This window comes from Allobosea sp. AK1 (genome assembly GCF_006714945.1).
GTDB classification, from domain to species: Bacteria; Pseudomonadota; Alphaproteobacteria; order Rhizobiales; family Beijerinckiaceae; genus Allobosea; species Allobosea robiniae.
Map to the genome: position 1 here is coordinate 4,495,688 of NZ_VFMG01000001.1, position 19,558 is coordinate 4,515,245.

Genomic DNA, 19,558 nt, shown 5'->3' on the forward strand with positions numbered 1-19,558 from the left:
GCGACGGGTCTATGTCACCGGCAGCCGCGCTTGTGAAGCGATGCGCGCCTGAATATCCCTGCCTGCGACCGAAAGCCCGCCCGTGACACTCGCCCTCGACCAGACCCGCGCCGACGCCAGGGCCGACCATGCCGGCACCCGCCGCTGGCTCTGGATCGTGGCCGGCCTCGTCTTCCTGATGGTCGTGGTCGGCGGCGCGACGCGGCTCACCGGCTCCGGCCTCTCGATCACCGAGTGGAAGCCGATCACCGGGGCGATGCCGCCGCTTTCCGCCGATGCCTGGGCCGAGGAATTCGGCAAATACCGCGCGAGCCCGCAATACCAGCTCCTCAACGAAGGCATGAGCCTCGGCCAGTTCCAGTTCATCTACTGGTGGGAATGGGGCCACCGCCAGCTCGGCCGCTTCATCGGACTGATCTATCTCGCCGGCTTCCTCGTCGTCGCCTTGCGCCGCGCTCTGCCGGCCCGGCAGATCGCGACGCTGTTCGGCATGGGCCTGCTGCTCGGCCTGCAGGGCACGATCGGCTGGATCATGGTCGCGTCGGGTCTCCAGCCCGGGATGGTTGCCGTGGCGCCGGTCAAGCTGACGCTGCATCTGACTTTTGCCGGCCTGTTCTTCGCCTCGGTCGTCGCCTTCGCGACGACGCTGACGCCGCTGCGCCGGATCGAACCGGTGCGAGGCAGGGGAGCTGCATGGCTGCTGCTGCTCCTGCTCTTCGTGCAGATCGCGCTCGGCGGGCTCGTCGCCGGCTCCAAGGCGGGCTTCACCTTCAACACCTGGCCGCTGATGGATGGCGCGCTGGTGCCGCCCGGCTCGCAGCTCTTCGCCCGGACGCCGTTCTGGGAGAACTTCGTCGACAATGTCGCGCTGGTGCAGTTCAACCACCGCATCGGCGCCTACATCCTTTTCGCCGTCGCGTTGTGGAATGTGCTGAGATTGCGCCGGGCGGCGCCGGGATCGGGCAGCGCCAAGCGTTCGACCGCCATCGCCGGGCTCGTGCTGGCGCAATCGGCGCTCGGCATCGTCACGCTGTTGCTGGTGGTGCCGCTCTGGGCCGGGCTCGCCCATCAGGCGCTCGGCTTCGCCGTGCTGGCGATGGGCGTGGTCCACCTCACCCGCACTGAGCAGGCGGCGCGGGGATAAAAAGCCCTATCCGACAAAAAAGGCGCCGTTTCCGGCGCCTTTCTCATGTCAGGAATGATGGTTCCGATCAGGCCAGCGCCTGATCCAGATCCGCGATCAGATCCTCGACATCCTCGAGCCCGATCGAGAGGCGCACCACCTGCGGCCCCGCGCCGGACGCGGTCTTCTGCTCGTCGGTGAGCTGGCGATGCGTCGTCGAGGCCGGGTGGATCACCAGCGAGCGCGTGTCGCCGATATTGGCGAGATGCGAGAACAGCTTCAGGTTCGAGACCAGCTTGACGCCGGCGTCGTAGCCGCCCTTGAGCCCGAAGGTGAAGACCGCGCCGGCGCCCTTCGGCGTATAGCGCTTGGCCAATGCCTCGTATTTATCGCCGGCCAGGCCGGGATAGCTGACCCACTCGACCGCCGGATGCTTCTGGAGGTGCTCGGCGACCTTCTGTGTGCTCTCGCAGTGCCTCTGCATGCGCAGCGGCAAGGTCTCGATGCCGGTCAGCAGCATGAAGGCGTTGAAGGGCGAGAGCGCCGGCCCGAGATCGCGCAAGCCGAGCACGCGGGTCGCGATGGCGAAGGCGAAATTGCCGAAGGTCTCGCCCAGCACCATGCCGTTATATTCCGGCCGCGGCTTGGAGAGCATCGGGTAGCGGTCGTCGCCGACCCAGTTGAACGAACCGCCATCGACGATCAGACCGCCGATCGAGTTGCCATGGCCGCCGAGGAACTTGGTCGCCGAATGCACGACGATGTCGGCGCCGTGCTCGAACGGGCGCAGCAGATAGGGCGAGGCCATCGTGTTGTCGACGATGAGCGGGATGTTGTGCTTCTTCGCGATCGCGCTGATTGCTGCGATATCGACGATGACACCGCCGGGATTGGCGATGGATTCGATGAAGATCGCCTTGGTCTTCGGCGTCACGGCGGCGGCGAAGCCTTCGAGATCGTCAGGATCGGCCCAGATCACGTTCCAGCCGAAGTTCTTGTAGGAATGGTTGAACTGGTTGATCGAGCCGCCATAGAGCTTGCGCGACGCCACGAATTCGTCGCCCGGCTGCAGCAGCGCGTGGAAGCACAGGAACTCGGCCGCATGGCCGGAGGCGACGGCGAGCGCGGCCGTGCCGCCCTCCAGCGCCGCGACGCGCTCTTCCAGCACCGCGTTCGTCGGGTTGCCGAGGCGGGTGTAGATATTGCCGAAGGCCTGCAGGCCGAACAGCGAGGCGGCATGGTCGACATCGTCGAAGACGAAGGAGGTCGTCTGATAGATCGGCGTGGCGCGTGCGCCGGTCGCTGCGTCGGGAGCCGCTCCGGCATGGATGGCGAGTGTGTGGAACCCCGGTGCGCGGTCGGTCATGGCTGCTCCCTATGGTCTGACGTCGAAAACGGATCGTTCGATTTAACGAACGGCTCGCGAGGCGTCAATTCGGAGCAGGCGGCGGGGTCAGGTGCCCGGCCGGTGGATCGTCAGCTTCTGGAAGCCCTTGCCGGCGAGCACCGGCTTCTTCGACGATAGGATGCGCGAATTGATGCCCTGCCAGCCGATCTCGCCGGACAGCCGCCCATATTCGATCTTGGGACAACGGTTCATGATCACGGTGACGCCCTTCGCCTCGGCCCGGGCCGCGGCCTCGTCGTTGCGCACCGAAAGCTGCATCCAGATCACCTTGGGCAGCGGATCGAGCGCCAGCGCCTCGTCGGTGATCGGTCCGGCGGCTTGCGAGTTGCGGAAGATCTCGACCATGTCGATCGGGCCGGGGATGTCCTTCAGCGCGGCATAGACCGTCTTGCCGAGGATCGTCTGGCCAGCGAGGCCGGGATTGACCGGGATCACGTCATAGCCGCGGTCGATGAGGTATTTCGTCACGATCCAGCTCGGCCGCGCCTCGTTGGCGGAGGCGCCGACCAGCGCGATCCGCTTCACGGATTTCAGGATGTCGCGGATCAGGCTGTCGGGATAGGCGTCGTGGGTCATGAATCTGGAGCTCAGCGGCAGGGAAGGCGCAGGATCGATATAGGCAGGATCGATATAGGACGGAGCAAACGCACCGTCATCCCGGACGCAGCGAAGCGGAGATCCGGGATCCATTCCGGAGCGTTTCCAATGGAGGTTCCGGCATGGATCCCGGGTCTCCCTCCGGTCGCCCGGGATGACATGGAGGTTGTTATTCTCCCTCCCATATTGGCGCGCGCTTTTTCATGAAGGCTCCGATGCCTTCCTCGGCATCGCGCGCGAGCATGTTCTCGACCATCACCGCCGAGGCGTGGTCATAGGCCACCTTCAACCCCATCTCGCGCTGCTCATAGAAGGCGCGCTTGCCGATTTTGACGATCGCCGGTGACTTCGAGGCGATGATCGCAGCAAGCCGCCGCGCCTCCGCCAGTGCGTCGCCGGCCGGCACGACGCGATTGACCAGCCCCATCCGGGCCGCTTCGTCCGCCGGCACCATCTCGCCGAGAAGCAACATCTCCAGCGCATGCTTGGCCGAGAGGTTGCGCGAGAGCGCGACCATCGGCGTCGAGCAGAACAGCCCGATATGGACACCCGGCGTGCAGAAGCGGGCGCTTTCGCCCGCAACCGCGAGGTCGCAGCTCGCGACGAGCTGGCAACCTGCGGCCGTCGCCGTGCCCTCGACGGCTGCGATCACCGGCTGGGGCAGGGCGGTGATCTGCTGCATCATGGCCGAGCAGCGCCCGAGGACATCCGTGAAATAGGCTCGGCCCCGATCGGGGTCGGCGCGATGGGCGGTCATCTCCTTGAGATCGTGCCCGGCGCTGAATACTGGTCCGGCCGCCGTGAGGATCACGACCTTGACCGATCGATCGGTGGCGATGGCGGCAAAGGTCTCGCTCAGCGCCGCCAACATCGCTTCGCTCAGCGGGTTGCGCGCTTGCGGGCGGTTCAGCGTCAGCGTCGCGACGCCGCCGGCGTCCTGGCGCAGCAGGACGGGCGCGGCCTCCGGCTGATGATGGGCGTTCATGGCGCTTCCTTTCCGCATTTCCGCCTATTGTCGGAGCCGGCCCGCCATGCTGCAAGGGGAGAAGTCCCGCCTCAGCCTTCGGTTTTCCGCATGACGACCCGCATGAGCGCCTCCGAGATCGATGCCTATCTCGACGAGGTCTTCCCGCAGCTCCATTATGGCGGGCGCACCTATTTCATCGAGGCGGTCGGGCCGATGACGGCCCGGATGCGCTGCGACTATCATGAGAAGCATCTGCGCCCGGGCGGCACGATCTCGGGCCCGACCATGATGGCGCTGGCCGATCTCGCGCTCTATGCGGCGATCCTCGCCCAGATCGGGCCGGTCGGCCTCGCGGTGACGACGAGCCTCAATTTCAATTTCCTGCGCAAGCCCGGCCAGGCCGCGCTGATCGGCGAGGCGAGGCTGCTCAAGCTCGGCAAGCGGCTCGCGGTCGGCGAGGTCGGTCTCTATTCGCAAGGGGAGGCGGAGATGGTCTGCCACGCGACAGGGACCTATTCGATCCCAGTCGCGCGGTAACTGCTTGCCGCTCTTGTGCCGCCTCAGGCCGCTTGCTGGAGAGCCCGCGCCGCAAAGACCTCCTTTGCGGCGAAGAGCCCGTTGAGGGCGGCGGGAAAACCGGCATAGACGGCCATCTGGATCAGCACTTCCACGATCTCGTCGCGGCTGAGCCCGACATTCAACCCAGCCTCGATATGCACCTTCAGTTGCGATGTCGCATTGCCGAGCGCGGCCAGGGCCGCAATTGTCGCGATTTCCCGCTGTCTGAGATCGAGGCCCGAGCGCGTGTAGATGTCGCCGAAGGGAAATTCGACGATGTAGCGTGCAAAGTCGGGCGCGATATCGGCAAGCTGGTCGATCACCCTGGTTCCGGCTTCGCCGTCAATGGCCGCCAGGGCCTGCCAGCCTCTCTCGAACCGCTCGTTCGTGCCGTTCTGTTGTTGCGTCATGGTTCGTCTCCACCGTGTCCAAGCCGGCATAGCCGGCGATCTTGGTGTCGAGGACGGCAAGGCAGGCCTGAAGCTCGGCGACATGAGCCCGGACCTTGGCCCGATGCTCCATCAGCAGAAGGCGGCGGTCTTCCTCCGTTGCAGGGCCGCGTTCGCGCAGGCGCGCATATCGCAGCATGTCGCGGATCGGCATTCCGGTCGTCTTCAGACGGCCGATGAAGTCGATCCAGGACAGAATGGAGGCGTCGTATTCGCGGTGTTGGGACGAGGCGCGAGAGGCATAAGGCAGCAGCTTGATTCGCTCGTAATAGCGGATCGTATGCGCCGACAGCCCGGTGCGCCTCGCGAGGTCCCCGATCTTCATGGTTCGCCTTGTTCGTCGTGACGCTGACCTAGCTACATCTTTGAGTGCACTCTAAGTCAAGGGCGGGCCACGGCATTGGTTTGGCGATGCCTCAAGCACATCCTGTGTTCCAATTTGCCGGGCGAGCGCGTGATGGGGCAGGGAATGGTGCGGCGTTGGAGATGAAAGCGGTATCCTGATACCATTTCGTTCATCGCTATGAGAAAATTGCATTTTTCGGGTTTTGCGTTTTCATGAATGCTTGACAGCCGGCTTCCTTGCCCCTATCCCGACGCCACACCGCCGCCGGGCTCTCCGGCGGCTTGTCCTTTTTTAACGCAACCGAAGGGTGCCGCGATGAAGACCGTCTCGCTCAAGCCCGCCGATGTCGAAAAGAAGTGGGTTGTGATCGACGCCTCCGGGCTCGTCGTCGGCCGCCTCGCCTCCGTTGTGGCGATGCGTCTGCGCGGCAAGCACAAGGCCGCCTACACCCCCCATGTCGACTGTGGCGACAATGTCATCGTGATCAACGCCGAGAAGGTCTCCCTGACCGGCCGCAAGCGCGAGCAGAAGAACTACTATCACCACACGGGCTTCCCGGGTGGCATCAAGGAGCGTTCGGCCAAGTTCATCCTGGAAGGCCGCTTCCCTGAGCGTATCCTCGAGAAGGCCGTCGAGCGCATGCTGCCGCGCGGGCCGCTCTTCCGCCAGATCCTTGGCAACCTGCGCGTCTACAAGGGCGCGGAGCATCCGCATGCTGCTCAGTCGCCGGAGGCGCTCGACGTCGCCGCGCTCAACAGCAAGAACAAGAGGGTCTGACGATGGCCGAGGTTCTTCAGTCTCTCTCCCAGCTCGGCGAAGTCGCCAAGCCCGAGCAGCCCGCTGCTCCCGTCCACGTCAAGAAGGTCGATGCGCAGGGCCGCGCCTATGCCACCGGCAAGCGCAAGAACGCCATCGCTCGCGTCTGGATCAAGCCCGGCTCGGGCAAGGTCACCGTCAACGGCCGCGACCAGGAGGTCTACTTCGCCCGCCCGGTGCTGCGCCTCGTGCTCAAGCAGCCGCTGCAGCTCGTCGACCGCGTGACCCAGTACGACGTCGTCGTCTCGGTCAAGGGCGGTGGCCTCTCCGGCCAAGCCGGCGCGGTGCGCCACGGCATCTCCAAGGCGCTGACCTTCTACGAGCCGGAGCTTCGCGGCCCGCTCAAGAAGGAAGGCTTCCTGACCCGCGACTCGCGTGTCGTCGAGCGTAAGAAGTTCGGCAAGGCCAAGGCCCGCCGCAGCTTCCAGTTCTCGAAGCGCTGATCGTTTCCGGATCATCCGGTATGCGGAAGGGCGGCTCGCAAGAGCCGCCCTTTTCGTATTGGCTGTCCCTGTCGCGCCCGATCAGCAGGAGCCTGCCATGAGCCGCCCCGTTCTTCTCGTCACCGGCGGCAGCCGCGGCATCGGTGCCGCGATCTGCATCATGGCCGCCGGGCGCGGCTACGACGTCGCGGTGAACTACCAGAGCAACGCCAAGGCCGCGGCCGAAGTCGTCGCGGCCTGCGAGGCGGCAGGCGCGAAGGCTGTGGCGCTGCAGGGCGACATGGCTGATGTCACCGACATCATCCGCATCTTTGCCGAGGCGAAGGCGGCGCTGGGCCCGCTGACCCATGTCGTCAACAATGCAGGCATCACCGGCAAGTCGGGGCCGCTCGTCGACGCCGATACTGCCCTCATCCGCGAATGCATCGACGTCAACGTCACCGGGGCGATCCTTGTCGCGCGGGAGGCGGCCCGTGCGCTGATGGCGAACAAAGGCGTGCAGGGCAGGGCGATCGTCAACATCTCCTCCGTTGCGGCCGAGCTGGGCTCGCCCGGCGAATATGTCTGGTACGCTGCCTCGAAGGGAGCCGTGGATTCCCTGACCATCGGCCTCGCCAAGGAGCTCGCGCCGCACGGTGTCCGCGTGAACGCGGTGGCACCCGGCATCACCGAGACCGAGATTCACGCGCTGTCCACCGGCGAGGCTGGTCGCGTCGCCCGGATCGCGCCGCTGATTCCGCTGAAGCGCGCTGCGACCGCCGAAGAGATCGCCGAGGCGGTGCTGTTCCTGCTCTCGGAGGCATCGAGTTACACGACCGGCATCATTCTCAAGGTCGCCGGCGGGCGCTAGCTTCAGCGGCGGGTCTCGCGCAATCTCCGCCTCTGATGTAGCAAATGCCCATGCGCGTCCTTCTTGTCCTGATCGCCTTCGGCATGATTGCGGTGCCGGCCCTGCTGATGCTGGCGCGTGAGGAACTCCCGCGCGCGCAGCGCATCGGCCGGGCGCTGCTCGTCTTCCTGGCTCCGGCGGTGGCGCTCGGGCTGATCCACGGCGTGCCGGACCTCGATGGCCGGGCGCTCAACAACCCCAATGCCTGGACGATGCTGCGGCTCGTCCTGACCGCGCTCGCCCTGATCCTGCCCTGGTGCCTCTATGTCTGGCTCACCGCGCGTCGCTGACCGTTCGAGACGTCCACGGACGAAGCCACCGGCATGTCGAAACTATCCGCGAAAGCATTGAATCGCTTTGCGAGGAAAGACCGCGAAGCGATTCCCGCGCTTCAACTTTCGTGCCCGACAAGTCCATCGTCATTGCTTCGCTGCGCTCGCAGCGACGGGACGGAGCGCAAGCTCCGATTGACAGCTCGCTCAAGCGCGAACATATACGAGGCCATGATGACGAGCTTCACCCGACGTCGCCCCTGTCAGGCCGCCCCGGCGCGCCCGCGATGACGTTCGGCTGAAGCCCGAATGCCCGCGACCGCGCCCGAGGCGCGGTTTTTTTATGCCCGAAGCCCATCCATTGCTGTGTCTGCCCAGCCACCGGGGATCCCGATGAGCCAGAACCTGAAAACCATCTTCATCGACGGCGAAGCCGGCACCACCGGGCTCGGCATCCGCGAACGTCTGGCCGTGGTGCCGGAGGTCGCGGTCAAGAGCATCGACCCCGACAAGCGCAAGGACCCCGCCGCGCGCAAGGACATGATGGCGAGCGTCGATCTCGTCGTGCTCTGCCTGCCCGACGAGGCTGCGAAGGAATCGGTCGCGCTGGCTGATCAGCTTGGCTCCGATGCGCCCAAGATCGTCGATGCCGCGACCGCGCATCGCGTCGCTCCGGGCTGGGTCTACGGCTTCGCCGAGCTCGAGCCCGGCCATGCCGGGAAGATCGCCAAAGCCGACCGCGTCGCCAATCCCGGCTGCTATCCGACCGGCGCCATCGCGCTCTTGCGCCCGCTCGTCGATGCTGGGCTGATGGCGCAGGACCATCCGGTCACGGTCAATGCCGTCTCCGGCTATTCCGGCGGCGGCAAGTCGATGATTGAGGATTTCGAGACCGGCGTCGCTCCGGCCTTCGAGCTTTACGGTCTCGGGCTCCGCCACAAGCACCTGCCTGAATTGCAGGCCTATGCCCGCCTGACCCGGCGGCCGATCTTCGTGCCTTCCGTCGGCAATTTCCGGCAGGGCATGTTGGTCTCGGTGCCGCTGCATCTCGACGCGCTTCCTGGACGGCCTGGCGTCGCCGATCTCCACCACGCCCTGGCCGAGCGCTATGCCGGCTCGACCTATGTCAGCGTCGTCCCGCAGGACGGGAAGGGTGGCAAGATCGAGCCGGAAGCGCTGAACGACACCAACAAGCTGGAACTTACGGTGTTCGGGCAGGACGATCTCGGCCAGGCGGTGCTGGTCGCGCGGCTCGACAATCTCGGCAAGGGCGCGTCGGGTGCGGCGGTGCAGAACATCCGCCTGATGCTCGGCCTGCCGGAGGGCTGAGCCGCAGCCTGTGGCTTTCACCTAAAAATGCATCTGATCTCCATCATTTGAAGGAGACATTTGCGCGCGGAGCGTTAGATTGTTGGTCCCGCGAGAGGGATGGACGTGGCAGGCAGCGAGTTCGAGAATGCGTTGATCGACGGCATCTACGAAGCCGCGATCGTGCCTGAGAGTTGGCCCGCCGTGCTTCGCGACACGGCCCGGATCGCCAGCTGCCGCGAGGCGCTGCTCGGAACGGTTCTGCATGACGACGTGCGTCTGCTCGCCTCGTCACCCGAATTCGGTGACGACTACGAGGAAGTCCTGCGCCGCATCCCGTTTGGGGTCAACGAGCGGGCGCAGCGCCTGCTCGCGCATGGACGCCACGGCTTTATCACCGACGAGGATGTTTTCAGCCGCGACGAGCTCGCGCGCGAGCCGGTCTATCAGGACTTCCTGATCCCGGCCGGATACGGCTCCGGGGTCGCGACGGTGATTGCGGCTCCGACCGGCGACACCACGATCGTCCATTGCGAGCGGACCTTTGCCGAAGGCACCGTCGATGGGCAGGCCATCGCCGCGCTGGATCGCTTGCGCCCGCATTTCGCCCGGGCCGGGCTGCTTGGGCGCCGGCTGGCGATGGAGCGTGCGCGCGCCGCTTCGCAGGCTCTCGAGCTTATGGGGCTTCCGGCGGCGGTTCTCGGTCTGCGTGGCCATGTGCTCGATGCCAACGCCCTGTTCCAGGACCTGATTCCAGGGGTGTTTCTCGATCGCGCGGCGCGCCTTTCCCTCGCCTACGGCCCGGCCGACGACATGCTCGCGACGGTGATCGCGGGCTTCTCGCGCGCGGACCTGCCCCAGCCCGTCCGTTCCCTGCCGATTCCGGCCTGGCGCGGTACGAATCCGATGGTCGTGCATGTCGCGCCCGTGCGGGGCCGCGCGCGCGACATCTTCTCCTTTGCGGGGGCCATCATCGTCGCCACGCCGGTTGCAGCGGGGGCGGGGCCTGATGCCGGCCTGATCGCCGGCTTGTTCGATCTGACTCCGGCCGAGGCGCGGCTGGCAGCGGCCATCGCCGCCGGACACCCGCCGCGGGCCGCGGCAGTGCGTCTCGGCGTGACCGAGGCCACGGCGCGCACGACGCTGAAACGCATCCTCGCCAAGACAGGCACGCGCCGGCAGGCCGATCTGGTCGGCCTGTTGAAGAGCGCGGCCGGGCCGCGCTGAAGTCGTTGCGAGCAGATCGGGAAATCCGTTCGCTGCCATCGGGAAAGTCGATGGCGCGGCCGGAATAAGCCGATTTTTCCGCCGGTTATTCCGTCTAGAAAGCAAAAAGCCCCCATTTGGGGGTGGAAAATCGGCTCTGTGCAGCCATGGTGGTGGGGCTCGACAAGGCCGCAGGGCCTGGAGGCGGGCACAGCTTGCACTGCCGAAGCCGGGTCAAGCAGCTTCGGCAGTGCCTTTTCGCGCTGCCCGCATGCCGACGCTTCCCGCTGACATGAAAAGGGGCGCCGTAGCGCCCCTTCTGGATCAGCCCTTGTAGGGCACGAAGTTCTGCTTCTGCTCGCCGAGCCCCTCGATGCCGAGGGTGACGACCTCGCCGCCCTTGAGGAAGCGCGGCGGCTTGAAGCCGAGGCCGACGCCGGGAGGCGTGCCGGTGGTGATGACGTCACCCGGATCGAGGCGCATGAACTGGCTGATATAATGGACCAGATAGGCCGCGCCGAAGATCATCGTCTTGGTCGAGCCGTTCTGCACGCGCTCGCCATCGACCTCGAGCCACATGCCGAGATTCTGGATGTCCTTGACCTCGTCGGTGGTGACGAGCCACGGGCCCAGCGGCCCGAAGGTCGGGCAGCCCTTGCCCTTGGCCCACTGGCCGCCGCGCTCCTGCTGGAAGGCGCGCTCCGAGACGTCGTTGCAGACGCAGAAGCCGGCGATCGCGGCCATCGCGTCCTTCTCCTCGATATAGGAGCCGCCATCGCCGATCACGATGGCGAGTTCGACTTCCCAGTCGGTCTTCTGCGAGCCCTTCGGGATGATCACGTCGTCATTGGGCCCGACGATGCAGTTCGGGGCCTTGTTGAACAGGATCGGTTCCTTCGGGATCTCGGCGCCGGTCTCCGCCGCATGGTCGGCGAAGTTCAGGCCGACGGCGATGAAGTTGCGGACATCCGCGACGCAGGCGCCGATGCGCGGCGAGCCTGAGACCAGCGGCAGCGATTCCGGCGAGAGCGCCTTGATCTTGGCGAGCGAGGCCGCGGTCAGCGCCTTGCCGGCGAGGTCTGGAATGACGCCGGACAGGTCGCGCAACCCGCCCTTGGCATCGAGAAGGGCCGGTTTCTCCTGGCCGGGTGCGCCGTAGCGGAGCAGTTTCAAGGTGTTTCCCCCGTTTCAAACGATCTAAATGGGTCGGGGATTCTGATCGGATGCCGGCCCGAAACACAAGCCCGTCACCGCGCATAGCGTATCCGCGGCGCGCAGGCGGGTGGGTTGTTGCCGGAATGCCACGACTCTTTTCAAAGCGAAGTTTCCGACGAAGGGAGCAGCCGGGGGGAAGGGCGGCCGAAGACACTCAAAACCGGCAATAGTTCTCATATAAACTATACCTTTCTGAACGATCCCGCTGAAGCTTGTTCAGAAAAGGTCATTTTTGGAGAGTTTTGGAAGATCACGGGTCCAAATGGGCAGCTCGTAAGGCGAATCCGTGGCACGTGAAGCAGGATTGCGGCCGCAAACGGCTCAGGTCATGCTTCGAATCAAGCGAGGTGTCTGGCCTCGAAAAACCTTGGAACCGGGATGGATTCGATGAAGGGCCTTGTTCGTACAGCCGCTGCCGCCTCGGTTTCGCTCGCTGCTCTCCTCGCGGCCGGAGCCGCCTCGGCGAGTTCCTTCGCCATCCGCAGCGGCCAGGGCGCCGAAGGTCTCGGCATGGCCTATGCCGGCTCGGCCTCGGGCGGCATCGGCATGAGCGCGATGGCCTGGAACCCCGCGACCATCACCATGTTCCCCGGCCGCACCAGCAACTGGAACTACACCTATCTCAACGCCAATGGCGACTATGAGCCGACGAGGCCCTCGCGGATCGGCGGTCCGGCCGCGCCGGCGCCGCTGAACCCGATCCAGTTCGGCACCGGCAATCTCGGTGGCGACGGCGCGATGATCCCTGCCTCGGCCAGCGCCTGGCAGCTCACCGATCGGCTCTGGGTCGGCATGACCACGGGCGCACCCTATGGCCTGCGTTCCAAGCCTGAAAACCAGGTTCACGCCGCCCAGGTTTACGGGCGTTCGGCCAAGGTCACGACCATCAACGTCTCGCCGACCGTCGGCTACAAGGTCAACGACTGGCTCTCGGTCGGCGCCGCTCTGCAGGTCCAGTACCTGAGCGCCAAGCTGAAGCAGGCCGGCGGCCTCGGGCCCGCGGCCTCCCCGGTCATTCTCGAAGGCGACACGATCGATTTCGGCTATCGCCTCGGCGTGACGCTGACCCCGTTCGAGGGAACCAATATCGGCGTGGCCTATCGTTCTGCGATCCGCCAGACGCTCGAAGGGTCGCTGGCCACGCCGACGCCGATCCTCGCTCGCTTCCCGGTCAAGGCCAACCTGAACCTGCCCGACTCGGTCGTCGTCGGCGTTTCGCAGGTCATCAACGAGCAATGGCAGGTCCATGCCGGGGTCGAGTGGACGAACTGGAGCCGCTTCCGCAACATCCCGATCGTCAACGAGCTCAACGGTCGTCCGCAGACCAGCCTGAATTTCCAGTATGACGACGCCTGGTTCTTCAGCGGCGGCGTCGAGTACAAGTACAGCAAGGACCTGACGCTGCGCGCCGGCATCGGATACGAGATGTCCGCGGTCAACGACCGCAACCGCACCATCTATATCTCCGATAATGATCGTCTCTGGCTCAGCGCCGGTGCGAGCTATCAGATCACCGACCGGATCAAGCTGGATCTCGGCTACACCTATATCGACGTGAAGAAGGCGTCGGTGAACTATAATCCGGGGCATCCGCAGTGGAACCCGGCCGTGCCGGTCTACTACGCCGCCGAAGCCAAGCCCTATGTTCATATCGCCTCGGTCGGCATCACCTACCGCTGGGACGATCCGAAGCAGAACATCCCGGTGCAGCCGGTGGTCCGCAAATACTGAGCGGGACCGTTCCCGCGACAAGAGCCGGCCTTCGGGCCGGTTTTTTTGTTAGTGCGACTAGGGTCGGTCTGCGGCGTGTGCAGCCTGGACGGGAGCGAGGCGGGGCCTACTCGGGATGCCGGGCATTCCACGCCTCGGCATAGTCCGAGCACATGCGATAGACGGCATCGCGATTTGTGAAGCCTGCCGGGTTGGACCGGGACGGCAGGGCCGTTTGAAACGGCACATAGCCCTGATGGGCCAGCCGCCAAAGCCGTCGCAGCTCGTTCAGCGGTTCGGCATGATCGTCGATGCGCAGATCGAAGCTCGGAAATGGCGCCTCCGTCCAGATGCGGATCGCACAGGACTGCCGCCCTCGCTTGTCGCCTCCGACGCGTTCGCCGGCTTCCATGGCGACGATGAGGCGCTCGTCGAAATCAAGGGTTGCCGCCGCGAGATACGCCTTGAGGGTTTCTTCGACGACCTCCGGACCTGCCAGCATGTTTCCTGCGACGGAGACATCGGGGCCGCCGACGCTGCCGCTCCATTCGATGCATGCCGGGCCGGTATGGGCAGCCGCGCGGCCGGCGCGATCGATCAGATGCACCTGCCTGTGATCGCGGCCTTCATCGAGCGCCGCCAAGGCCGAGACGATCTCCTGCGCGGAGTAGCCTTCCTGCAGCATCCTCAGGCCATCGACGCCGAAGAACGGATTGGCGAAGGCCTGGGTCGCAATCACTCCGGTTCGGCCGGCTCCATAGGGAACGACGGCCCCAACCGCCAGCGCCCGCGACGCGCATAGCACGCCAAACGCGCCGGTCTGGGTGTCCCGCGCAACGATCGACCATGTCATGCGTCATTCCCTGACTTCGAAGAGGCGTGGAATAACCGCCGCCACCATCGACACCCGGCCGTCGTCATCGACCTTGTGCCGAGCGTCCATGTCTGGCGTGGCGAAGAGCGGGAAATGCTCACGGAGAGGGCTCATCGAGCCGCCTCGGCGCGAAGGCGGGGATGGTCCCCACCAGGGCGGTCATGACGGCGACGAAAGCCTACGCCTTCACCTTCACATAGGTGCCGGGCGCGTCGGCGAGCGCCTTGAGCTTGCCGCCGCCGGGTTCGCGGGCCGGGACCTTCTTCGGCGCCTGGGCTTCAAGCCAGCTGAACCAATGCGGCCACCAGGACCCCGGATGCTCGTCCGCCTTGGCCAGCCAGTCGGCATAGCGGCCCTCCACCGGGCCGCCGGTCCAGTACTGGTACTTCACCTTCGCCGGTGAGTTGACGACGCCGGCGATATGGCCCGATCCGGCGACGACATGCTCGACCGGCCCGCCGAAGCATTGCGAGCCGTTGAAGACCGACTGGGCCGGCGCAATATGGTCCTCGCGCGCCGCGAGATTGTAGATCGGGATCGTCACCTGCTTGAGGTCGAGCGCCTTGCCGCCGATCCGCATCCCGCCCTTGGACAGCTTGTTGTCGAGATAGCAGTTGCGCAGATAGAAAGAGTGGTTCGCCGCCGGCATCCGCGTCGAATCCGAATTCCAGTAGAGCAGGTCGAAGGGCGTCGGCGCCTTGCCCTTCAGATAGTTGTTGACGGCATAGGACCAGATCAGGTCGTTCGGCCGCAGCATGTTGAAAGCGCCCGACATGCGCGCGCCGTCGAGATAGCCGGTCTTGGCCATCTGCTCCTCGATGGCGCGGATCTGCTCCTCGTCGACGAAGACCGAGAGCTCGCCGGCCTGCGAGAAATCGACCTGCGTCGTGAAGAAGGTTGCGCTCTCGATGCGCTTGTCGCGTACCGCTGCCATATAGGCCAGCGTCACGCCCAGCAGCGTGCCGCCGACGCAGTAGCCGATCGCCGAGACCTTCTTTTCCCCCGTCGCTTCCTCGATCGTGTCGAGCGCGGCGAAGATGCCCTCGCGCATATAGCTCTCGAAATCCTTGGCGGCATGTCGCGCATCCGGATTGACCCAGGAGATGCAGAAGACGGTCAGCCCCTGCGCCACGCACCAGCGGATGAAGCTCTTCTCCGGATTGAGGTCGAGGATGTAGAACTTGTTGATCCAGGGCGGCACGATCAATAGCGGCCGCTTCAGCACCTGCGGGGTCGAGGGCGCATACTGGATCAGCTCGATGATCTCGTTGCGAAAGATCACCTTGCCCGGCGTCGTCGCGATATTGACGCCGACCTCGAAGGAGCCGCCGTCGGACTGGCGGATCTTGAGTTCGCCGCCGCCGGCCTCGACGTCCTCGGCGTACATCTTCATGCCGCGCACGAGGTTCTCGCCGTTCTGCTGCATCGTCTCGCGCAGCAATTCGGGATTGGTGGCGACGAAATTGGTCGGCGAGAGGGCGCCTGCGATCTGCTTGATGTAGAAGCGGGCCTTCTCGCGCGTATGCGGGTCGAGATCGTCGGCCTTGTCGACCATGGTCTCGGCCCAGCGCGAGCCGATCAGATAGGCCTGCTTGATGAAGTCGAAGGTCGGGTGGTTCCAGTCGGGGTCCTTGAAGCGGCCGTCGCGCTTGTCCGGCTCGGCGACGGGCGCGACCTCCTCGCCACTCGCGCGCTTCAGCGCCGTGCTCCACAGGTTCATGAAGTCGCTGGTGAGGGACGCCTGCGCCTCGATGATCTTGGAGGGATCGTTGACCCAGCGCTCGGCGACGCGGCCGAGTGTCTTGACCATGTCGCTGGCCTCGTCGGCCTGGCCGGTCTTGGCCTCGCCGCGCTCGATCGGTTTGAGGTAGGCGGCGGTGATCTTGCCGTATTCCTCGACGAGCCGCCCCATATTCTGCGCGAACTGGTCGAAATCGGGAGCGGCGGCCTCGGCCGGGCCGGCGGTGTCCTTCGGCCTGTCGCTTTTCCCGCTCATGTCTCGCCCTTTCCCCCAGTCGTTATAGGATAGCGCATGGCGCTCCATTTTGGTCCTATTAAGGACGCAGCCGCTATGCTTTACCAAGCAAAATCGACAACCGCTGGATGATCCGATGCCGACTGAAATCTCCGCGAAAAAGCTGCTCCTGATGCCGGCGGCGCTGGTCGTGGTCGGCACGGCGCTCGCCGGCTGCGGCAGCGACGAGGGCTTCAAGGGGGTCGCCGAGGCTGCGGGTCTGGCAACCACCCCGCAGCAATCGAAGGCCTTTGTCCGGGAGGCTCGCCCGACCGATCTCGAATATGTTCCGATCGGGTCGAGCGTGACCCGGGCGGCGCCGCGCAAGCCGGTCGAGGACTACAAGAAGATCGAGGCCGGGCTCGACGCCAAGCAGAAGGCCAACGAAGCGGCTGGCAACACGGCCAAGGCGCTGGGCGCGACGCCGCCACCGGAACCGGCGAAGATCCCGCAGAACTGAGGACAGGCTTGCTTCCAGCAGGGCGATGCGGCTGCTGGCCAACTTCTCCGCACTGCGAATCGCACAATATTGCGTCATTGGCCCTGTCATGACGAAAGATGCGATGCTAAGCACCCTCGGCGCAAGGATGTAATCCGCGCGAAAACATGACACCGCCTCCGGGCGGCCGAGGACCTGTTCGAGATGACCGATTTTCACCGCATCAAGCGCCTGCCGCCCTACGTTTTCGAACAGGTCAACAAGATCAAGGCCGCCGAGCGCGCCAAGGGCGTCGACATCATCGACCTCGGCATGGGGAATCCCGACCTACCGGCGCCGAAGCATGTCATCGAGAAGCTGGTCGAGACCGCCGGCAAGCCGCGCACCGATCGCTATTCCGCCTCGAAGGGCATCGGGGGCCTGCGCCGTGCACAGGCGAACTATTACGAGCGCCGCTTCGGCGTGAAGCTGAATCCCGATACGCAGGTCGTCGCGACGCTGGGCTCTAAGGAAGGCTTCGCCAATATGGCGCAGGCCATTACCGGGCCGGGCGACGTCGTGCTGGTGCCGAATCCCAGCTACCCGATCCACGCCTTCGGCTTCCTGATGGCGGGCGGCGTGATTCGCTCCGTCCCGGCCGAGCCGACCCCGGCGATGTTCCCGGCGCTGGAGCGGGCGATGATGCATTCGGTGCCGAAGCCGATCGCGCTCGTCACCTGCTATCCGGCCAATCCGACCGCCTATGTCGCCTCGCTTGATTTCTACCGCGACCTCGTGGCCTTCGCGAAGAAGCACGAGCTGATCCTGCTCTCCGACCTTGCCTATGCCGAAGTCTATTTCGACGAGAACAACCCGCCGCCCTCGATGCTGCAGGTGCCGGGCGCGATCGATGTCGCGGTCGAGTTCACCTCGATGTCGAAGACCTTCTCGATGGCCGGCTGGCGCATGGGCTTCGCCGTCGGCAACGAGCGTTTGCTCGCCGCACTCGCGCGGGTGAAGTCCTATCTCGACTACGGCGCCTATACGCCGATCCAGGTTGCGGCTGCCGCTGCGCTCAACGGCCCTGACGACTGCATCCGCGAGATGCGCGAGATCTACCGCAAGCGCCGCGATGCGCTGGTCGAGAGCTTCGGCAAGGCCGGCTGGGACTTCCCGGCGCCGGAAGCCTCGATGTTCGCCTGGGTCGCTATCCCCGAGAAGTTCCGCCATCTCGGCTCGTTGGAATTCTCGAAGCTGCTGATCGAGAAGGCCGAGGTCGCGGTCGCGCCGGGCATCGGCTTCGGCGAGCATGGCGACGACTATGTCCGCATCGCCATCGTCGAGAACGAGCAGCGCATCCGTCAGGCCGCGCGCAATATCGGTCGCTTCCTCAAGGGCGCCGATACGACCCTGCACAACGTCATCCAGATGCCGAAGGCGGGGTAGGGCACTTCGGCTGCGGCATCGCATGCCTCTGGACCGCGCCCGCAAAACATGGGAACCGATGCGGTGCGGACGGATCGCTCCGCATCGCGCCCGAGGCTCGTTTCCATGTCACGAAAAGGCCGTCTGCTCGGCGTCGCTTTCGCCGTCTTCGCGCTGGTCTGCTTCGTCGCGACCTACGACTATTCCAGGGGGCGCATCCCGCAGACGCGCTCGGCCCTGGTCTTGGATGTGCTGGCGGTGACCAATGGCCGCGAATGTGCCCGCGACGCGACCGAGATCGTCACCCGCTACATCCCGCTCGGGACTGGCCGGGCCGATGCCGAGCGCGTTCTCTCCGAAGTGACGATCGACCCGCCCAAACCGTGGTTCTGGACTCCCGCTGTCGAGAACAGCACCGTGTCCGAAGGCACGACGATCGAGGCGCTGCATACCATCAAGGCGACGGCCTTCGGCACCAACCTGCTGCGCATCTATCTCGGTTTCGAGGACGGCAAGGTCAAGCGCGTCGCCGCCGAGGTCGTCTGCCATTTTGGTTGAGACGCGGTCGATCCGAACAGGGTCGTTTCGCTAGGTCAGTTGCTGCGCTATCCTGTCGGAGGGCTGCAACGACAGGTGCTGCCATGGAAGCGACGGACAAGGTTTTCGCCGGTCCCGTTCCGCAGATTTACGACCGGCTGCTCGTACCCCTGATTTTTAAACCCTATGCCGAAGACCTGGCGGCCCGTGTGATGGCCGGGGACCCCCGGCGCATTCTCGAGGTCGCGGCGGGGACGGGCGCACTGACACAGGAAATGGCGGCGCGGCTCGATGGAGGAAGCATCGTCGCGACCGATCTCAACCCCGCGATGCTCGATCTCGCTGCCGCGCGATTCCCGAACGACGGCAGGATCACCTGCCGCCAGGCGGATGCGCTCGATCTGCCCTTCGCGGGCGAGAGCTTCGACACCGTCACCTGCCAGTTCGGGGTGATGTTCTTTCCGGACAAGGCGAAGGGTTATGCCGAGGCGCGCCGCGTGCTGAAGCCGGGCGGGCGGTTTCTGTTCAATGTCTGGGACGCGGTGGAGAGCAACGATTTCACGGCGGTCATGCTGGATGCGCTGGCCGAGCTGTTTCCCGGCGATCCGCCGCGCTTTCTCGCGCGCACGCCGCATGGCTATCATGATGTCGGCACGATCGAACTCGACATCATGTCCGGTGGCTTTCCGCGGCCGGAGATCGAGCGGGTCGAGAAGCGTTCCCGTGCCGATTCCGCCGCTGATGTCGCGATCGGCCTCTGCCAGGGCACGCCGATGCGTGGCGAGATCGAGGCGCGCGGCACGCCGGAGCTCAGAGCTGTTACGGAGGCCGTGGCGAAGGCTCTGGAGCGCCGCTTCGGTTCAGGCGCGATCGAGGGAGCTCTCTCCGCCTTCGTGGTTTCGGCCCGGAAAGCCGAGGCTTGAGGCGATTCCGGGAGCGTCGGAGTGTGGCTCTCCGTTGACACGAAACCCGCCTCATGCGAC

22 protein-coding genes are annotated in these 19,558 nt (G+C 65.4%); 13 read left to right on the forward strand and 9 right to left on the reverse strand.

What is annotated here, in order from left to right; genetic code table 11:
- Positions 1-58: 58 nt before the first annotated feature.
- Complete coding sequence (locus FHT98_RS21625; protein WP_142115262.1) at positions 59-1,144, forward strand: COX15/CtaA family protein; 1,086 nt, start codon at positions 59-61, stop codon at positions 1,142-1,144.
- A gap of 67 nt (positions 1,145-1,211) precedes the next feature.
- Here the strand turns inward: FHT98_RS21625 and FHT98_RS21630 are convergent, their stop codons facing one another.
- The 3 genes from FHT98_RS21630 to FHT98_RS21640 all read right to left on the reverse strand — a co-directional run bounded on the left by FHT98_RS21630 (position 1,212) and on the right by FHT98_RS21640 (position 4,113).
- On the reverse strand, positions 1,212-2,489 hold the full coding sequence (locus FHT98_RS21630; RefSeq protein ID WP_061963973.1) for an O-acetylhomoserine aminocarboxypropyltransferase: 1,278 nt from the start codon (positions 2,487-2,489) through the stop codon (positions 1,212-1,214).
- Between the two features lie 87 nt (positions 2,490-2,576).
- The gene (locus tag FHT98_RS21635) at positions 2,577-3,107 is read right to left on the reverse strand and encodes a CoA-binding protein (RefSeq protein ID WP_091855520.1); all 531 of its coding nucleotides are present in this window, start codon (positions 3,105-3,107) and stop codon (positions 2,577-2,579) included.
- 190 nt (positions 3,108-3,297) lie between these two features.
- Positions 3,298-4,113 (reverse strand): enoyl-CoA hydratase, encoded by an 816-nt coding sequence (locus tag FHT98_RS21640; protein WP_142115263.1) that lies wholly within the window; start codon positions 4,111-4,113, stop codon positions 3,298-3,300.
- A gap of 90 nt (positions 4,114-4,203) precedes the next feature.
- Between FHT98_RS21640 and FHT98_RS21645 the strand changes: the two genes are divergently transcribed.
- Positions 4,204-4,632 carry a PaaI family thioesterase gene (locus FHT98_RS21645; RefSeq protein ID WP_142115264.1) on the forward strand — a complete coding sequence of 143 codons (429 nt, stop codon included), beginning with the start codon at positions 4,204-4,206 and terminating at the stop codon, positions 4,630-4,632.
- A 23-nt stretch (positions 4,633-4,655) separates the two neighbouring features.
- Here FHT98_RS21645 and FHT98_RS21650 read toward each other — a convergent pair whose 3' ends face one another.
- Entirely contained in the window at positions 4,656-5,093 is a 438-nt protein-coding gene (locus FHT98_RS21650) for a carboxymuconolactone decarboxylase family protein (RefSeq protein ID WP_248309271.1), read from the reverse strand.
- Positions 4,996-5,427: a MerR family transcriptional regulator gene (locus FHT98_RS21655; RefSeq protein WP_091855517.1), complete on the reverse strand. Its 432-nt coding sequence runs from the start codon at positions 5,425-5,427 to the stop codon at positions 4,996-4,998. The genes FHT98_RS21650 and FHT98_RS21655 overlap by 98 nt, the downstream gene beginning before the upstream one ends.
- Before the next feature lie 336 nt (positions 5,428-5,763).
- Here FHT98_RS21655 and rplM point away from each other — a divergent pair, with 336 nt between their 5' ends.
- The 6 genes from rplM (at position 5,764) to FHT98_RS26290 (ending at position 10,403) form a co-directional block, all read left to right on the forward strand.
- Entirely contained in the window at positions 5,764-6,225 is a 462-nt protein-coding gene (rplM, locus tag FHT98_RS21660; RefSeq protein ID WP_061963961.1) for a 50S ribosomal protein L13, read from the forward strand.
- A 2-nt stretch (positions 6,226-6,227) separates the two neighbouring features.
- Positions 6,228-6,707 carry a 30S ribosomal protein S9 gene (gene rpsI / locus FHT98_RS21665; protein ID WP_061963959.1) on the forward strand — a complete coding sequence of 160 codons (480 nt, stop codon included), beginning with the start codon at positions 6,228-6,230 and terminating at the stop codon, positions 6,705-6,707.
- A 97-nt stretch (positions 6,708-6,804) separates the two neighbouring features.
- Entirely contained in the window at positions 6,805-7,557 is a 753-nt protein-coding gene (locus tag FHT98_RS21670) for an SDR family oxidoreductase (protein WP_113585622.1), read from the forward strand.
- Between the two features lie 50 nt (positions 7,558-7,607).
- Positions 7,608-7,886 carry a hypothetical protein gene (locus tag FHT98_RS21675; protein WP_091855508.1) on the forward strand — a complete coding sequence of 93 codons (279 nt, stop codon included), beginning with the start codon at positions 7,608-7,610 and terminating at the stop codon, positions 7,884-7,886.
- Positions 7,887-8,261: 375 nt separating this feature from the next.
- On the forward strand, positions 8,262-9,197 hold the full coding sequence (gene argC / locus FHT98_RS21680) for an N-acetyl-gamma-glutamyl-phosphate reductase (protein WP_113585624.1): 936 nt from the start codon (positions 8,262-8,264) through the stop codon (positions 9,195-9,197).
- Positions 9,198-9,302: 105 nt separating this feature from the next.
- Positions 9,303-10,403, forward strand: coding sequence for a helix-turn-helix transcriptional regulator (locus tag FHT98_RS26290; RefSeq protein WP_156406949.1), 1,101 nt, complete (start codon positions 9,303-9,305; stop codon positions 10,401-10,403).
- Positions 10,404-10,706: 303 nt separating this feature from the next.
- Here the strand turns inward: FHT98_RS26290 and FHT98_RS21695 are convergent, their stop codons facing one another.
- Complete coding sequence (locus tag FHT98_RS21695; RefSeq protein ID WP_091855506.1) at positions 10,707-11,555, reverse strand: fumarylacetoacetate hydrolase family protein; 849 nt, start codon at positions 11,553-11,555, stop codon at positions 10,707-10,709.
- A 429-nt stretch (positions 11,556-11,984) separates the two neighbouring features.
- Between FHT98_RS21695 and FHT98_RS21700 the strand changes: the two genes are divergently transcribed.
- Entirely contained in the window at positions 11,985-13,328 is a 1,344-nt protein-coding gene (locus FHT98_RS21700; protein WP_162766272.1) for an OmpP1/FadL family transporter, read from the forward strand.
- 106 nt (positions 13,329-13,434) lie between these two features.
- Here the strand turns inward: FHT98_RS21700 and FHT98_RS21705 are convergent, their stop codons facing one another.
- The 3 genes from FHT98_RS21705 to phaC all read right to left on the reverse strand — a co-directional run bounded on the left by FHT98_RS21705 (position 13,435) and on the right by phaC (position 16,177).
- Positions 13,435-14,160: a DUF1028 domain-containing protein gene (locus FHT98_RS21705; protein ID WP_061963947.1), complete on the reverse strand. Its 726-nt coding sequence runs from the start codon at positions 14,158-14,160 to the stop codon at positions 13,435-13,437.
- A gap of 3 nt (positions 14,161-14,163) precedes the next feature.
- Complete coding sequence (locus tag FHT98_RS26670; RefSeq protein WP_282568657.1) at positions 14,164-14,295, reverse strand: hypothetical protein; 132 nt, start codon at positions 14,293-14,295, stop codon at positions 14,164-14,166.
- 64 nt (positions 14,296-14,359) lie between these two features.
- Positions 14,360-16,177, reverse strand: coding sequence for a class I poly(R)-hydroxyalkanoic acid synthase (gene phaC / locus FHT98_RS21710; RefSeq protein WP_061963946.1), 1,818 nt, complete (start codon positions 16,175-16,177; stop codon positions 14,360-14,362).
- A gap of 115 nt (positions 16,178-16,292) precedes the next feature.
- On the opposite strand from phaC, the gene FHT98_RS21715 reads away from it, so the two are divergent.
- The 4 genes from FHT98_RS21715 (at position 16,293) to FHT98_RS21730 (ending at position 19,498) form a co-directional block, all read left to right on the forward strand.
- Positions 16,293-16,655, forward strand: coding sequence for a hypothetical protein (locus FHT98_RS21715; RefSeq protein ID WP_061963944.1), 363 nt, complete (start codon positions 16,293-16,295; stop codon positions 16,653-16,655).
- A gap of 183 nt (positions 16,656-16,838) precedes the next feature.
- Complete coding sequence (locus FHT98_RS21720; RefSeq protein WP_113585628.1) at positions 16,839-18,059, forward strand: LL-diaminopimelate aminotransferase; 1,221 nt, start codon at positions 16,839-16,841, stop codon at positions 18,057-18,059.
- Between the two features lie 105 nt (positions 18,060-18,164).
- Complete coding sequence (locus FHT98_RS21725; protein ID WP_061963940.1) at positions 18,165-18,596, forward strand: hypothetical protein; 432 nt, start codon at positions 18,165-18,167, stop codon at positions 18,594-18,596.
- An 83-nt stretch (positions 18,597-18,679) separates the two neighbouring features.
- Positions 18,680-19,498 (forward strand): class I SAM-dependent methyltransferase, encoded by an 819-nt coding sequence (locus tag FHT98_RS21730; protein ID WP_142115266.1) that lies wholly within the window; start codon positions 18,680-18,682, stop codon positions 19,496-19,498.
- Positions 19,499-19,558: the final 60 nt, after the last annotated feature.

What these genes read in the sequence shown, in the direction of transcription:
- FHT98_RS21630 (WP_061963973.1), bottom strand. Translation starts at nt 2,489, where the DNA reads ATGACCGACCGCGCACCGGGGTTCCACACACTCGCCATCCATGCCGGA.
- FHT98_RS21635 (WP_091855520.1), bottom strand. Translation starts at nt 3,107, where the DNA reads ATGACCCACGACGCCTATCCCGACAGCCTGATCCGCGACATCCTGAAA.
- FHT98_RS21640 (WP_142115263.1), bottom strand. Translation starts at nt 4,113, where the DNA reads ATGAACGCCCATCATCAGCCGGAGGCCGCGCCCGTCCTGCTGCGCCAG.
- FHT98_RS21645 (WP_142115264.1), top strand. Translation starts at nt 4,204, where the DNA reads ATGACGACCCGCATGAGCGCCTCCGAGATCGATGCCTATCTCGACGAG.
- FHT98_RS21650 (WP_248309271.1), bottom strand. Translation starts at nt 5,093, where the DNA reads ATGCCGGCTTGGACACGGTGGAGACGAACCATGACGCAACAACAGAAC.
- FHT98_RS21655 (WP_091855517.1), bottom strand. Translation starts at nt 5,427, where the DNA reads ATGAAGATCGGGGACCTCGCGAGGCGCACCGGGCTGTCGGCGCATACG.
- rplM (WP_061963961.1), top strand. Translation starts at nt 5,764, where the DNA reads ATGAAGACCGTCTCGCTCAAGCCCGCCGATGTCGAAAAGAAGTGGGTT.
- rpsI (WP_061963959.1), top strand. Translation starts at nt 6,228, where the DNA reads ATGGCCGAGGTTCTTCAGTCTCTCTCCCAGCTCGGCGAAGTCGCCAAG.
- FHT98_RS21670 (WP_113585622.1), top strand. Translation starts at nt 6,805, where the DNA reads ATGAGCCGCCCCGTTCTTCTCGTCACCGGCGGCAGCCGCGGCATCGGT.
- FHT98_RS21675 (WP_091855508.1), top strand. Translation starts at nt 7,608, where the DNA reads ATGCGCGTCCTTCTTGTCCTGATCGCCTTCGGCATGATTGCGGTGCCG.
- argC (WP_113585624.1), top strand. Translation starts at nt 8,262, where the DNA reads ATGAGCCAGAACCTGAAAACCATCTTCATCGACGGCGAAGCCGGCACC.
- FHT98_RS21700 (WP_162766272.1), top strand. Translation starts at nt 11,985, where the DNA reads ATGAAGGGCCTTGTTCGTACAGCCGCTGCCGCCTCGGTTTCGCTCGCT.
- FHT98_RS21705 (WP_061963947.1), bottom strand. Translation starts at nt 14,160, where the DNA reads ATGACATGGTCGATCGTTGCGCGGGACACCCAGACCGGCGCGTTTGGC.
- FHT98_RS26670 (WP_282568657.1), bottom strand. Translation starts at nt 14,295, where the DNA reads ATGAGCCCTCTCCGTGAGCATTTCCCGCTCTTCGCCACGCCAGACATG.
- phaC (WP_061963946.1), bottom strand. Translation starts at nt 16,177, where the DNA reads ATGAGCGGGAAAAGCGACAGGCCGAAGGACACCGCCGGCCCGGCCGAG.
- FHT98_RS21715 (WP_061963944.1), top strand. Translation starts at nt 16,293, where the DNA reads ATGCCGACTGAAATCTCCGCGAAAAAGCTGCTCCTGATGCCGGCGGCG.
- FHT98_RS21720 (WP_113585628.1), top strand. Translation starts at nt 16,839, where the DNA reads ATGACCGATTTTCACCGCATCAAGCGCCTGCCGCCCTACGTTTTCGAA.
- FHT98_RS21725 (WP_061963940.1), top strand. Translation starts at nt 18,165, where the DNA reads ATGTCACGAAAAGGCCGTCTGCTCGGCGTCGCTTTCGCCGTCTTCGCG.
- FHT98_RS21730 (WP_142115266.1), top strand. Translation starts at nt 18,680, where the DNA reads ATGGAAGCGACGGACAAGGTTTTCGCCGGTCCCGTTCCGCAGATTTAC.